Here is a 13708-nt window from a genome sequence, read left to right on the forward strand (position 1 = left end):
AAAGCTGCAGCTAAATGCAAATAGGGTTCACCGTATTGTACTCGGGGGTTAATGTCCAGTGCTTTGAGTAAATGTCGTTCTCCATCCTCCAGATGGTTTGTGTGTACTTCAGCCGTACCCCGCGCATTCCAATAGTCTGCTGAATCTTCATATCGGGATTGAATTTCCGATAGCAGCTCCAAAGCCTGATGATATTTCTTGCTCTCGATCCAAATACGAGCCAACTCGAACTTGGCAGCCACATCGTTGATGTTTAATACAATCTGCTGACGCAATCGCGCTGCATTACGTCTTCTTTGCCATGGTTTGCTGATGCTGGGCAATACACCAACAAAGCTGCGATCCAATATATAGATCACGATTAGGAGTACGAGCATTGCTAAAAACGGGTTGCCGAGCAAACTCCATAATAGAGAGAAAATCAAAAACTTCCCAATCATTCTGCTACAATCCTCCTGTATATGCATCTATCCATACTTTCCACATTATAGCATAGGGGTAGGAGTAACAGCCAAATGATGTTTGCTACGCTAAAACCTCTTCTGTTCGGGCCCGATGTTGCGGGTTATCAATATGCGCAACCCTTTCCTTGATAATCTGGGTTTAAAATATAACCCATTTCTGCATTAGTATCTTTGACATGAATACCAACACCGCCGATCATAATTCCAGTGTTTTTCAGACATACGGCTAGTTTGTAATCTTGTCGTGGCTTTTCCTGCTGTGAGGCTAGAACTTGATGTATATACGCTTGTATCTTCTTCTGTATTGGGTCCCCATGCTGTGTGCCTAGTAACGTCTATAATTAGCATACAGATTCATGTTTTCTGCACAATCTATTAAACCTATTGAGGCAGATTTGATGGGAAAGATGCAAGATTTTGAGAGAAGGTATTAACGCTGAGGATTGAATTACGTGTTGAACAATGGGAATGAATCAATCAAAACCTTTTGCCGCCAAGACGCAAACCACAAGGGAGCGTCCGGCAAAAGGCAATCAGAAGATAATAGTTGTAGTAATGGAACAGTCTATAGTTATAGGTTACCGGCTTGTCCTAAAACATCCTGCGCGCGGTTACGAAACGTTTCTTCCATTTATCGTCAAACGTGTCAAAATGAACGCCACGTTCTTTGGAGAAAGTATGCAGTAATTTGTTGTCCCCTGCATAGATCGCCACATGGCCGATCTCCAGCCCACGCGCACTGAAGAACAGCAGGTCGCCTTTGCGCAACTCGTCCAGCCCGACTTCCCGGCCTTCTTTAGCCTGATCGTAAGAGGCACGAGGGAGGTCGATGGAGAGAGTATGCCGGAACACTTCCCCGACAAAAGAGGAACAATCAAAGGTCGATGTCTGTCCGGTTGCTGCGCCGAATTCATAAGGGGTGCCGAGAAATTTCTTCCCATAGGCGATCAGTTCATCTCCCTGCTGTTCCGCCAAGGCTGGACTGGAATAGTCACTGTATTTTGGTTTTGCCGATATGTATCCAGCCAGGTTGTCTTTCGTACGCACTTCCAGCCAGAGAGCATTGACCTCGCGGATGACCTGAACCTTTTCACCAGTCGGAATAAGCCGAAGCGAAGGGGAGGCTTCTGATGAATCCGGTTTGCTGCGCAGGTTGACCCCGGAAAGAATCGTTGTGGAAAAACCCTCTTTTTTGGAGCCGATTCGGATCGTCCGGGTTAGGGCATCCCACTTCACTGTGCTTCCCAGTGCTTCACTTACAAAACGCAATGGAATCATTGTGTTGCTCTCAACAATCTGTCCGGGAACGCTCAGGGATATCGTTTTGCCGTTTAAGTTGGCGGTGACTTCCCCGATACGATAGGTCAGCGTCGTGCTGCTTTTAATTGCTGTTACGGTTTTGCTGGTCCCGTTCCAGGAAAGCACAGCTCCTTGCGCCTCAAACAACTGCCGCATGGGAGCGAGTGTTGTCCCGTCTAGCAGTAGTGGTGGCGCAGCAAGCTGAAGTGGGTGGTCATCCACATAAACGCTTGTCACTGGAGTGAGCGGCACCGACTTGGCGTAAGACGGAGTTGCCTGGAGCAGTGTTCCTGCCAGCAGAGCCAGCAATATTTTCTTATTCATTGTCAAGCTGACATCACCTCGTTGTAAATGTGTTCACCTAAGTTGTACGAAGCTGCCTCCGATTAGTTGTGTACCAAATACTGGACTAGTCGACAAAACACATATAAACAAAAATAAAACAAAGTTATATCTGTGTTTTTATATTGAAATCAAAATTAAATAAAGATAAAATTACAAATGTGAAATGTTTCACTTTGGAATAGTTCTGTATTTAGCGAGGGATCAAAAGTGAATCCTTAGGAGGCAGATTTTTATGAGCGCACATGTATTTTTTGTACCATCTATCAATCTGATGGGAAAAGGCTGTTTGCATGAAGTTGGACCCTATATAAAAGAACTACATTTAAACAAAGCGCTGGTTGTGACGGATAAGTTTCTGATGAAGAGCGGTATTGCAGGCAAGGTTACCTCCTTGCTGGATGATATAGGTATGGACTATGCGATATATGATGAGGTCAAGCCCAATCCAACCTGTAAAAATGTGCATGATGGCGTTCAATTTCTACAAGAAAATGACTGTGACTTTTTAATTTCCATTGGCGGAGGGTCTCCACAGGATACGGCCAAGGGAATCGGCATTATTGCTACCAACGGGGGACATATAACGGAATATGAGGGCGTTCATAAATCCAAGCATAAATCGCTGCCGATTGTAGCTATTAATACAACGGCAGGAACTTCCGCTGAAATTACGATTAATTATGTTATTACGGACGAAGAGCGCAAGGTCAAAATGGTTATGGTTGACAAGAACAGCGTAGCTACGATTTCGGTCAACGATCCTGAATTAATGGTAGACAAACCCGCCGCATTAACGGCAGCTACAGGACTAGATGCGTTGACCCATGCCATTGAAGCTTTGGTTACTCCAGGTTCCTATCCTGTAACGGATGCAACTGCGCTAGCAGCGGTAGAGCTTATTTTTAGCAATTTGGCTCGTACGGTGAGCGACGGTCATGATATAGAAGCGCGAGAACAGATGGTGTATGCTATTTTCTTGGGGGGACTTGCATTTAATAATGCCGGATTGGGTTATGTTCATGCTATGGCGCATCAGCTTGGCGGGGTATATGATTTGCCTCATGGTGTTTGTAATGCCATGCTGCTACCCATTGTAGTAGAAGAGAATGCCAAGCATGTCCCAGAGAAGTTTCGTGCCATCGCTAAGGTGATCGGGTTTGAAGATAAGAGGAAAACGGATAAGGAATGTGCAGACTATGTAATTCAAAGGATCAGGAACCTGTCGAAGGAAGTGGGGATTCCCGCCAAACTTTCTGAACTGGGTGTAAATGAGGTGGATTTGGATCTGCTTGCCGAGAATTCCATGAAGGATGCTTGCGCTCCAGGCAATCCGTTCATACCTAGTAAAGAACAAGTTATCGAGATGTTTAAGAAAATTCTTTAAATAATAGGTGCAATTATTTGTTACATGCTAATAGGGCTGTCCCGGAAATGAGCGAAGAATACTGGGAGCAGCCCTTTCTTCGAATTTTCTGCTAAGAGATAGCTAGGCCAGAGATAGGGCAACCCATAACGTAGCAAGGTTAATGGTGACCTTTTGGCTTAAGTCATTACAGATTCCCATTTGCTCACTTTTTTGCTTAAGAACTGTTGAAGCTCTTCTTCGTCGCTGCTTAGCTTATAAAATAAAGAAAGAGCGACCAGAATCACGTCTGCACATTCCTCTTTGACATTGGAAATATTCAATTGCTTGTATTCGCTTCCGTTTGCATTCATATAAGACAGCATGGCTTGAGAAGTTTCTCCTACTTCTTCGGATAATTTAAGAACCATCTGCTCTAATGTCTTCTTTTCTTGGCTGCTCAAGTATTGGATTTTCTTCAAAATTTGATCCATTTAACAAGCTCCTAATTATTTTTTTAATCTTATTATAACAGACTAAAATCTAGTTCTTTGAAGTATTTCATACGTTAAAATCAGATCAGACTAAATAAACATCTTGATATATATAGATGTCTATGTAATAATGCTTGTATGTTAAAAAATAATGCAGCCGCCCTTATAGGAACCATTAGAGACTCGATCAATAAATTGATTGTATCTGAGCTCGAATCCTATGGAGTTGAAGGGATTGTACCTACTCATGGTGGAATATTGATGTTCCTGTATCAAACGGATGGACTTTCGATTAAGGAATTGACGCAAAAAATTGCTCGTCAGCAGCCCACAGTCACTGTTTTGATCGACAAGCTAGTGAAGTTGGGGTATGTAGAAAGAAAAAAAGAAAGGGAGGATAGCCGAGTTACTCTGATCTATCTTACCGAGAAGGGGAAAGAGCTGGAGCCTGTATTTGAGACGATCTCTAATAAATTAAAAGAAACCATCTATGGTGGTCTCAAAGACGAGGAACAAAAACAACTGGAATATCTGCTGGAGCATGTAAAAAACAGGTTTTAAATTTTTTTTTGAGTAAATATATAGATATCTATGCAAATGTCAAAATAACTATAAAACATCTGGAGGTTATTAAAATGAAACATCTCATTATCTACGCTCACTCTAACGCTGAAAGCTTTAATCACGCGATACTGGAAACGGTTGTATCTACCTTGAAGGAACAAGGTGACGAAATCGTTGTACGTGATCTATACGCTCTTGATTTTCAACCAGTATTAAAACCTGAGGATACTGCTGCGATGAGAGCTGGACAAACACCGGCTGATATCAAAGTAGAGCAGGAGTTTATCTCGCAGTCCGATACGATTACGTTTATTTCGCCCATTTGGTGGACAGGTCTTCCTGCGATCCTGAAAGGATACGTTGATCGTGTATTTGCATACGGCTTTGCATATACGGCTGGTGCAGAAGGGATTAATAAGCTGCTAACAGGTAAAAAGGGGTTTATCGTGAACACACATGGTACGCCCAACGCAATCTACGATGAAATCGGTATGACCGCAGGATTGAAGCTCACATCAGATACAGGGATTTTTGGTTTTGTTGGAATTGAATCGGTCGGTCACCTGCTGCTTGGAAGTATCGGCTACCTTGATGAAGATGGTTACAAAGGATTGTTGAAGCAAGTACGGGACACCGTTCAAACAGTGCTGTAAAGTTAGTTCATACTCGTTCAGACGCGTAGAAGGTTCTTTAAACGATCAGGCCAACCAGTATTTACGGGTTGGCTTTTTCTTATAAATGCTAGTACCTTTCCAATATAGTCCAGACAACGTTCTGATCCTGCTTGTTATTATGGGGATATACAAAACTAGCCTTTGTACGGTTTATTTTGTCATAATACACTATGGCGTTTAGGCTTTGGGTGGAGTCGTAGCTTTGGTCTACGAAATGGTTACCCAATTTATTTTTCACATCATTTCAAAATATCTGTAATCTCTATCTTTCGTATGTTTATCGTTAGTTAGCTTAAGCATAGCTTGAAGACTCCTTCACCATAACAGAGATTAGCATAGTTCCAGCCGAGCATATTAATTCACAAATAATTCATTGTAAATATCATTGGCAATTCATTATAGTACATAGTATCATATTTAGCTCAACGTCGAGATAATGAAATTAACCTTTCCTTGAATATGATGAATGCGGATTCTAATGAAAAATAACATAATGTGAGGGTGTACTGGGTGAGATATAAAATCATAGCAGATAGTTGCTGCGACTTAACGACAGAGCTTAAAGAAAAGATGCAAGTAACTACGATTCCATTAAACATGACATTGGGTGAAAAATGCTTCATAGATGATGACACATTGGACTTGTCTCAGTTTATGGAAGAGATGAAGGCCTGTACAACCAAGATTGGTTCCGCTTCCCCGTCACCTATGCTATATAAGGAAGCTTTTCAAGGTGTGCACACTTCATTTGCTATTACATTATCCAGCAACCTGTCCAGTTCGTATTCCAGTGCATTGGTAGCAAAGGATATGGCGGAAGAAGAGGGGGCGGATGTTCATGTATTCGATTCAAAAAGCGCGTCAGCCGGACAACTCCTACTAGTTCTAAAACTACGCAAGCTGATCGACGAAGGATATCATAAAAGCGAGATTATCTCCTCCCTGGAGAGCTTTATTAGCAAGATGAAAACCTATTTTGTTTTAGATAACCTGGATAATTTAGTCAAGAACGGACGGATGAATAAAATCACTGGTAAGATACTCTCACTTTTGCATATCAGACCCATTTTAGGTTCGGATGGTGACGGAAACATCGCATTATTTACTCAAGCCCGTGGTCAAAATCAAATCATTGAAAAGTTGGCAGATACCATTGAAAAAAGTGGTCGGAGTACCGAAGGAGAAAGCATCGTTATTACTCACTGCAATAATCCAGGACTGGCACAAAAATTAATGAATACCTTGAAGAATCGCTATCAATTTAAAGATATTCATATTGTGTCCACCAGGGGAATTAGTTCAATGTATGCCAATGACAAAGGAATCATTATCGCCTTTTAAAAGTATTTTGGGTTTATCCTCGTACGATGGATAAACCCTTTTTTAGTAATACGAGGTCTTTGCAGGAGCATAAGCCTATCCCAATTTTCGAATAAGGACAGAGGCGTTTACGCTGGTGCGAGTTCCTCCTGCCTGGGTTTGCAGGGTAACAGCAGCAGTAGAGCTATGGTTACGCAGAGTAAGGACATCACCGCAAGCCAGGGCGAGGATGGCTTGCCCTGTGTTCTGCTGTGTCCCGGCTCCTGAGCCGTACACAGTTCCCTCGGCCAGTGCGCCATTAATAAAGATGGCGAATTGATTAGGTTCTACACCCGACACTGAAAAATGAATTTCATACTTCCCCGCATCGGCTACAGCTATCTGGGCAGTCCCTGGAAGGTGAGCAATTCCGGGCGTAAGTATGCCATTCGTATCGAAAGTGACCTCCCCTTCAATCGGAACGACTTGGGGTCTCACATTATAAATATACCCGAACTGCGCTAAATCTCCTGCGGCTCTGGAATCCCTATCAGCATCATGATTAATATTCACATGAACCACTTGCTTTTTGACAATAATGTCTTTGTCTTTACCCAATGATTTCCGTTTCGGGCGGACTCTTTTTTTGGGGGGCATTTCCTCAAATTTCTTTTCTAGCTTATCAAACCAGGCACGGACAAAAACATCTTTTTTACGGCTTTTTTTTCGCTTCAACTCAGGACGACCCAATACAAACACCTCCAGATGGTTTGTTGTATAGTACTCCATTCATCTAGGGGAGGCATGGATATCTGTCCTGTGTTTCATAGGAAACCATCTATTTTGACCAAAAACAGGCTTCTGTACAAGGTACTTTCGTCTAGTATGTAAAAAAGCACCTTCAAATGTATCCTTGGTTGTCATCTAAGGATACATTTGGGGTGCCAATAGTGGGCTTATATCATGATGAAATGGTCTGAAGCCGCTTTTTGCGCACATATAGGGCGTACAGAATGCCGCCAAGCAGGCACAGGATACAAGCGAAGCCCGCCAGTAACCATGCTGAAGCGACAGCTCCTACACGATCCATACTGTTTCCAAGCCATAAGGGAAGCAGAGCTCCTCCGACTCCGCCTGCACCGATAAGCAAGCTGGTGGTCGATTCTTCTGTACCTGGCATCATTTTACTGGCAAAAACAAGCGCGATAGAAAAGATGCCAGACATGCCGAGTCCCAGCAGTGCTATAAGGATAAAGGCGCCAGCAGTGCCTTGGATCAGCGGGAACACACACAGCAGCAGAGTAGCTGCCAGTGAGCTTAGAGCGACAAAGATACCGTAGCCGTATCGATCGGCAATGTAGCCTGTAAATAACCGCCCGAAGGCCATTGCCAACCAAAAGCAGGTGACACTGAGTGCTGCTTCGGCTTGCGTGAGACCGAGTCGCTCGATGAACATGGAGGGCAGGAAATTGGCCAGGCTCATCTCTGTTCCTACGTAGATAAAGAAAAAAACAATAAATAATGCAAGGAGCTTCCAATTGCCTACAGGACTGCTTTTAGAAGCCTTCATTGTAGGCGAATTCAGTGTATTAGTGGAACGCTTAGGGTTGTCACCACGGTGTTCTTGTTCGTCCAAGAGAACGTTTAGTGTGCCGAAGGACCCGCGCAGCCAGGCTATAGTGGCTACGGCTGCAAACAAGGAGATGATGGGAAATGCCAGCCGCCACCAACCGAGCGCAATAAACTGGCTGGCGATAGCCGGCATAGCCAAGGCGCCAATTCCGAAAAAAACTTCCAGACGGCTCATAGCTGCGCCCGTTCCTTGGGTAATACCCCCAATCACAATAGTTCCTATGACTGCTTCTACCATGCCAAAGCCAAATCCGGCTGCCGCCCCGACGGCATATAGCCAACCCCAAGGCGGCAGTATGGAATACAGCACTTCAGCCGCACACAGCAGGAGCAGGGCAAATACCAGACTTCGGCGTTTGCCGAAAGTCCGGGCAAGCCACGGTGACAGTAGGACTCCAGCCAGAAAACCGGAAAATTGAGCGAAAATCAGGCTTCCGCCATCTGTATAGCTTCTACCATAATGCTCTAGCAACACGGGCAGTAGAGATCCTACAACCACATGTGCCAGACCAATTAAAAAATAAGACAAGCTGCCGATCCATAGCAGTCGTTTCATGATTTACTCCTTTGGTACTAAATTGCCTTTATGCAGTAAAGTAAATGATATAAGTCAGATTTGATGTATTATGCAAGCTCCAGCACCTGGAAGCCATAACCTTCGATAGAAATATCTCCTTCCAGGAACTTGCCAGTGATCAGCTCTTTTCCTTTTTGGTCATCCAGATGATATTGCTGCGTCTGGGCATTATGATTCAGAACGAATAGATATGACTTTCCATCTTTGGACCGTACAGTGGCTTCTATGCCCGCAGGTGCACGCAACAGGGATGAAATCCCTTTTTGCTCACAAATGTAGGCCAGCAGACCATCGAGGAAAGTTTCCTCCGGGTCAGAAGCAACGTACCATGCTTCACCTTGGCCAAAACGATTGCGTGTCAGCGCTGGCATGCCCTGATAGAAATCATCGCCGTATTCTGCCAGCACCTCAGCTCCTTCACTATGCAGCAAGTCGCAGAGCAAGCCACATTTATATTCACCTTGTAATACGCCCACTTGTTCTTTCAATAGAATACGATTGGTTGAATCCGGGAGGAGTGCATCAATTTCTTCCACCCAGATTCCGAGCAGATTACGCAGCTTACCAGGATATCCTCCGGTTGTGACCAGATCGTTTTCATTTACAATGCCGCTGAAAAAGGTCGTTAGGAAGGTGCCGCCGCGCTCTGTGAATTGTTCCAGCTTCTCTGCAGTCCCCGGCTTGACCATGTAAAGTACAGGCGCGATAATGAGATCATATTTTTGGAAATCTGTGTCCACTGAAATCAGGTCTACCTGTACGTTACGCCGAAAGAGGGTGGCATAATATTTATGCACCTGATCTACGTAATTCAAGGCAACGGAAGGGCCGCTTGATTTCTCCAAAGCCCACCAATTATCCCAATCGAATAAAATAGCTATTTTGGCATTAACAGTGGCATCAAGCAGTGTGTTGCCTAAAGCGTCAAGCTCATTGCCAAGCTGTACCACCTCGCGAAATACGCGTGTGTTCTCATGCCCCGCATGCTCAATTACGGCTCCGTGGAATTTCTCACATGCACCGATCGAGCGGCGAAGCTGGAAAAACATGACTGTGTCCGCGCCATGCGCTACGGCCTGATAACTCCATAACCGCATAACGCCGGGCCGTTTAAGCGAGTTATAGGGCTGCCAGTTCTGCTGGCTCGGTGTTTGCTCCATCAGCATAAAGGGCTGCCCCTCCTTCAAGCCGCGCATCAGATCGTGCGCCATCGCCGTATAGCTGATCGGGGTATTAGCTCCGGGATAGCTGTCCCAGGATACAATATCCATGTGCTTAGCCCATTTAAAATAATCCAGCTGTTTAAAAAAGCCCATCAGATTGGTTGTTATCACAGCATCGGGTATATGCTTTTTAATCGCGTTATATTCCAGCAGGTAGCAATCCAGCATACTGTCTGAATTAAAGCGTGCATAGTCGAGGGATATGCCCTGGAATGTGGAGTGATTTTCTCCCCAATGTTCGCTCAAATTATTTGGAGGTACAATTTCATCCCAATCATAGAAGGTGTGACCCCAGAAGGACGTATTCCAAACTCGGTTTAGCTCCTCCAGTGATCCGTATTTTTGTTTGAGCCACACCCGGAACGCTGCGGCACAGTTGTCACAATAGCAGTCCCCGCCATATTCATTGGATACGTGCCACACGAGGATCGCGGGATGGTCTTTGTAACGCTCTGCAAGTCGGTCAGCTATCTGCTCCGCGTATTTTCGATAGGTTGGACTGTTCGGACAAGAGTTATGGCGTCCACCGAATTTTCGCTTGCGTCCATCAGCATCGACCCGAAGAATGTCGGGATAACGGGTAGCCATCCAAGCCGGATGCGCCGCCGTACTAGTTGCTAGACAAACAAAGATATCGCTTTCATAAAGATGTTCAATCAACTGATCCAGCCACTCAAAACGATATGTGATTTCGTCAGGTTGATTTTTAGCCCATGAGAACACGTTGACCGTGGCGATATCAATCCCTGCCTGCCTGAACATCCGTAAATCCTCCTGATGCGTGGCCTCATCCCATTGCTCAGGATTATAATCCCCACCGTAAAATACTTTAGGAAGTTTGCTGCTTATCACGCCAATCACCTCTATATATAAGAATAATCCTATCTTATAATACAAATAACTGCTTTTAAATATAATAAAATGAACATGTATATAACAATATGGAACTACATGAGAAATAAATAACGCATACGCCGGAGGTGCTTTTTATGATTTTGACTCCTCATCATTTGCGATTTTTCCTGACTACTCGTGAGCAATCTTTACCCCTTTTTATTGAAAGCATCGGATTCAATAGCAGGCAGGAGGATGTGTCCCGTCCAGAGGGATATCCGTGTTTTCACTGGATTCAGACGGTATCAGGTGAAGGGGTGTTTACATATAAAGGGGGAACTTTTCGTTTGGGTGAGCATTCCGGGGTGCTGCTGCTGCCGGGTGAAGCCCATGCTTATAGACGGGCGACCAAGGTATGGCGAACCTTATACATCACATTCGACGGACCCATCGCCGCTGCTGTATTAACTGCACTCGGATTGAAGCATACGCGAGGGTATCATTGGGACCCGGATAGCGAGCTGCACAGCTTTGGCGAGAACATGCTGCACTCCATGGTTAGTGAACATGATTTGTCCGGATTAGATGCCTCAGCCAATATGTACCGTTTTCTGACTCTGCTGCGTAAACATGGACAACATAGCTCGATGCCTTCCCTATCTCATAATGTGGAACGTTTAACCCCTGTACTGACCTTTATGGAGCAAAATTATGCCAGCCCAGATGTGGGTTTAAGGGATATGGCCGTTATGATGAATGTCAGCGCTCGTCATTTAAACACATTGTTTAAGCAGGCGTTCGGTGTGACTTCCTATGCCTATCTGATTGTAATTCGATTGCGGAAGGCAAAAGAAATGATGACAGAGTATCCGCAATTAACGGTGAAGGAGATTTCGGAGCGCGTAGGCTTCCGAGATGTCAGTCATTTTGTGGCAACTTTCCGCCGTGCGGAAGGAATTACGCCAGAAAGGTTCAAAATATTGTATACATAAGGGTATTTTATCGAAATACTCTTTCTTACTCGAGATTTCTCTTTTTAGGGGGCATTCCTTATTGTTTTTTTCTGGATGAGGGAGTATAAAATAATAGTTCATTTGTTTCATCAATCTGATGTGCAGGTGACATAATAAATATACGATTTATAGTTCTTTTGCAAAACCCTCATCCAAAGAAGGAGTCAACGAAATGCTTAGTAAAGTCAAAAGGTTATTAATCGGTCGTCCGCGAAAGTCGACGGCCCTTGAAGATGAAAAACTGAATAAGCTAAAGGCACTGGCCATTCTGTCCTCAGATGCATTGTCCTCTGTAGCTTACGGAACGGAGCAAATTTTGCTGGTTTTAATTACAGCAGGCTTCGCTGCCTTATGGTACTCGATCCCTATATCCATTGCGGTATTGGGTTTGCTGATCATTCTGATCCTGTCGTATAGACAGACCATTTTTTCCTACCCTGGAGGTGGGGGAGCTTACATTGTCGCACAGGACAACTTAGGTAAGAGTCCGAGTCTGATTGCAGGCGGCTCTCTGCTGGTCGATTATATTCTAACGGTAGCTGTAAGCTCATCGGCAGGAACAGATGCCATTACATCGGCGTTCCCATCGTTACATGATCACCGGATCGCCATTGCTTTGGTGATGATTATCTTTTTGACTATTATGAACTTGCGCGGGGTAACGGAATCTGCCTCGGTGCTGGCTATACCGATTTACTTATTTGTTGTTGCCATTTTTGTTTTAATTATTAGTGGTATCATTCATTACGTGGCAGGAGGAGCCCATGCGGCGGCGCCGCAATTCGGAGCCACGGTATCCAATGTTAGTCTGTTTCTTTTACTGAAAGCTTTCAGCTCGGGCTGTTCGGCGCTAACCGGTGTAGAAGCTGTCTCGAATGCCATTCCGAACTTCCGTAAGCCTGCTGCTAAAAATGCGGCAACTACATTGATGATGATGGGCTTGATTCTCGGCTGCATGTTTATCGGAATTAGTTTGCTGGCTTATTGGTATGGTGTTCGTCCTAATCCGCAAGAAACAGTGATTTCGCAAATTGCGAATGCCACTTTTGGGCGCGGTGTGATCTATTACATCATTCAAGGCGTAACGGCGCTTATCTTGTTCTTGGCGGCCAACACAGCATATTCGGCCTTTCCGTTGCTTGCTTTTATGCTCGCGAAAGACAAATACATGCCGCATATGTTCATGGTCCGTGGAGATCGACTTGGCTATTCTAACGGCATTCTGTTTCTGAGTGTCTTCTCGGCATTGCTGGTCATCGTTTTTGGGGGCAACACAGAAAATTTGATCCCACTTTATGCCGTAGGGGTATTTATCCCGTTTACCCTGTCACAGCTTGGTATGATGATCCGATGGATTCGACTCAAACCTGCTGGCTGGGTCGTTAAATTGGCTATTAATACGGTGGGGATGCTCACTACACTGTCAATTACGCTTATCTTTATCTTTACTAAGTTTAGCCAGGTGTGGGTAGTCTTTATCTTCCTGCCTTTGGTGCTGTATTTCTTTATGAAGATTAATAAGCATTACAAAAATACGGCTGAACAACTGCGCATTGATATTACGAAGGACAAACCTATGGTCAAAGGCAACACGATTATTATTCCGGTGGCAGGCATTACGCGTGTCGTCATGAATACCATCAGTTATGCCAAAACCCTGTCGGACAATGTGGTTGCCGTATATGTTGGTGTGGATGATGAAGCGATTCAAAAAATGGAGCAGAAGTGGGAAGAGTGGGATGTGGGTATACGTTTAGTAGTGCTGAGATCTCGTTATCGCAGCATCATCAATCCGCTTCGCAAGTTCATCGATACAGTAGAGTGGAAAAAAGCAGATGAGGATCACATTACAGTTCTCATTCCACAATTTATCACTAAACACTGGTGGGAAAATATATTGCATAATCAGACCAGTTTGCTGATGAGAGCTTATTTAATTAATTACAAA

13 protein-coding genes are annotated in these 13708 nt (G+C 44.4%); 6 read left to right on the forward strand and 7 right to left on the reverse strand.

The window, feature by feature from the left end; genetic code table 11:
* From AC5V8P_RS16240 to AC5V8P_RS16250, 3 genes are all read right to left on the reverse strand, one after another.
* A partial coding sequence (locus AC5V8P_RS16240; protein ID WP_495473724.1) for a tetratricopeptide repeat protein occupies positions 1–440 on the reverse strand: 440 nt, incomplete at its 3' end.
* 128 nt (positions 441–568) lie between these two features.
* A complete protein-coding gene (locus tag AC5V8P_RS16245; protein ID WP_495473726.1) occupies positions 569–769 on the reverse strand; it encodes a GNAT family N-acetyltransferase in 201 nt (66 codons plus the stop codon).
* 286 nt (positions 770–1055) lie between these two features.
* The gene (locus AC5V8P_RS16250) at positions 1056–2093 is read right to left on the reverse strand and encodes a stalk domain-containing protein (RefSeq protein ID WP_064798137.1); all 1038 of its coding nucleotides are present in this window, start codon (positions 2091–2093) and stop codon (positions 1056–1058) included.
* 247 nt (positions 2094–2340) lie between these two features.
* On the opposite strand from AC5V8P_RS16250, the gene AC5V8P_RS16255 reads away from it, so the two are divergent.
* On the forward strand, positions 2341–3492 hold the full coding sequence (locus AC5V8P_RS16255; protein ID WP_064798136.1) for an iron-containing alcohol dehydrogenase: 1152 nt from the start codon (positions 2341–2343) through the stop codon (positions 3490–3492).
* Between the two features lie 158 nt (positions 3493–3650).
* Here the strand turns inward: AC5V8P_RS16255 and AC5V8P_RS16260 are convergent, their stop codons facing one another.
* A complete protein-coding gene (locus tag AC5V8P_RS16260; protein WP_063209054.1) occupies positions 3651–3944 on the reverse strand; it encodes a MazG-like family protein in 294 nt (97 codons plus the stop codon).
* Positions 3945–4082: 138 nt separating this feature from the next.
* On the opposite strand from AC5V8P_RS16260, the gene AC5V8P_RS16265 reads away from it, so the two are divergent.
* The 3 genes from AC5V8P_RS16265 to AC5V8P_RS16275 all read left to right on the forward strand — a co-directional run bounded on the left by AC5V8P_RS16265 (position 4083) and on the right by AC5V8P_RS16275 (position 6523).
* On the forward strand, positions 4083–4505 hold the full coding sequence (locus AC5V8P_RS16265; RefSeq protein WP_064798135.1) for a MarR family winged helix-turn-helix transcriptional regulator: 423 nt from the start codon (positions 4083–4085) through the stop codon (positions 4503–4505).
* A 74-nt stretch (positions 4506–4579) separates the two neighbouring features.
* Positions 4580–5161: an NAD(P)H-dependent oxidoreductase gene (locus tag AC5V8P_RS16270; RefSeq protein ID WP_064798134.1), complete on the forward strand. Its 582-nt coding sequence runs from the start codon at positions 4580–4582 to the stop codon at positions 5159–5161.
* Between the two features lie 531 nt (positions 5162–5692).
* Positions 5693–6523, forward strand: a complete 831-nt coding sequence (locus AC5V8P_RS16275; RefSeq protein WP_064798133.1) for a DegV family protein — start codon at positions 5693–5695, stop codon at positions 6521–6523.
* A gap of 75 nt (positions 6524–6598) precedes the next feature.
* Here AC5V8P_RS16275 and AC5V8P_RS16280 read toward each other — a convergent pair whose 3' ends face one another.
* From AC5V8P_RS16280 to AC5V8P_RS16290, 3 genes are all read right to left on the reverse strand, one after another.
* On the reverse strand, positions 6599–7231 hold the full coding sequence (locus tag AC5V8P_RS16280) for a BclA C-terminal domain-containing protein (protein WP_063209046.1): 633 nt from the start codon (positions 7229–7231) through the stop codon (positions 6599–6601).
* Positions 7232–7442: 211 nt separating this feature from the next.
* Positions 7443–8669: an MFS transporter gene (locus tag AC5V8P_RS16285; protein WP_064798132.1), complete on the reverse strand. Its 1227-nt coding sequence runs from the start codon at positions 8667–8669 to the stop codon at positions 7443–7445.
* A gap of 68 nt (positions 8670–8737) precedes the next feature.
* Entirely contained in the window at positions 8738–10765 is a 2028-nt protein-coding gene (locus AC5V8P_RS16290) for a beta-galactosidase (protein ID WP_064798131.1), read from the reverse strand.
* A gap of 137 nt (positions 10766–10902) precedes the next feature.
* Here AC5V8P_RS16290 and AC5V8P_RS16295 point away from each other — a divergent pair, with 137 nt between their 5' ends.
* Both AC5V8P_RS16295 and AC5V8P_RS16300 read left to right on the forward strand, forming a co-directional pair.
* On the forward strand, positions 10903–11739 hold the full coding sequence (locus tag AC5V8P_RS16295; RefSeq protein ID WP_064798130.1) for an AraC family transcriptional regulator: 837 nt from the start codon (positions 10903–10905) through the stop codon (positions 11737–11739).
* Positions 11740–11932: 193 nt separating this feature from the next.
* Positions 11933–13708: APC family permease (locus AC5V8P_RS16300; RefSeq protein ID WP_495473725.1), on the forward strand; the 1776-nt coding region annotated here is incomplete at its 3' end.

Source organism: Paenibacillus sp. N119s (assembly GCF_059447605.1).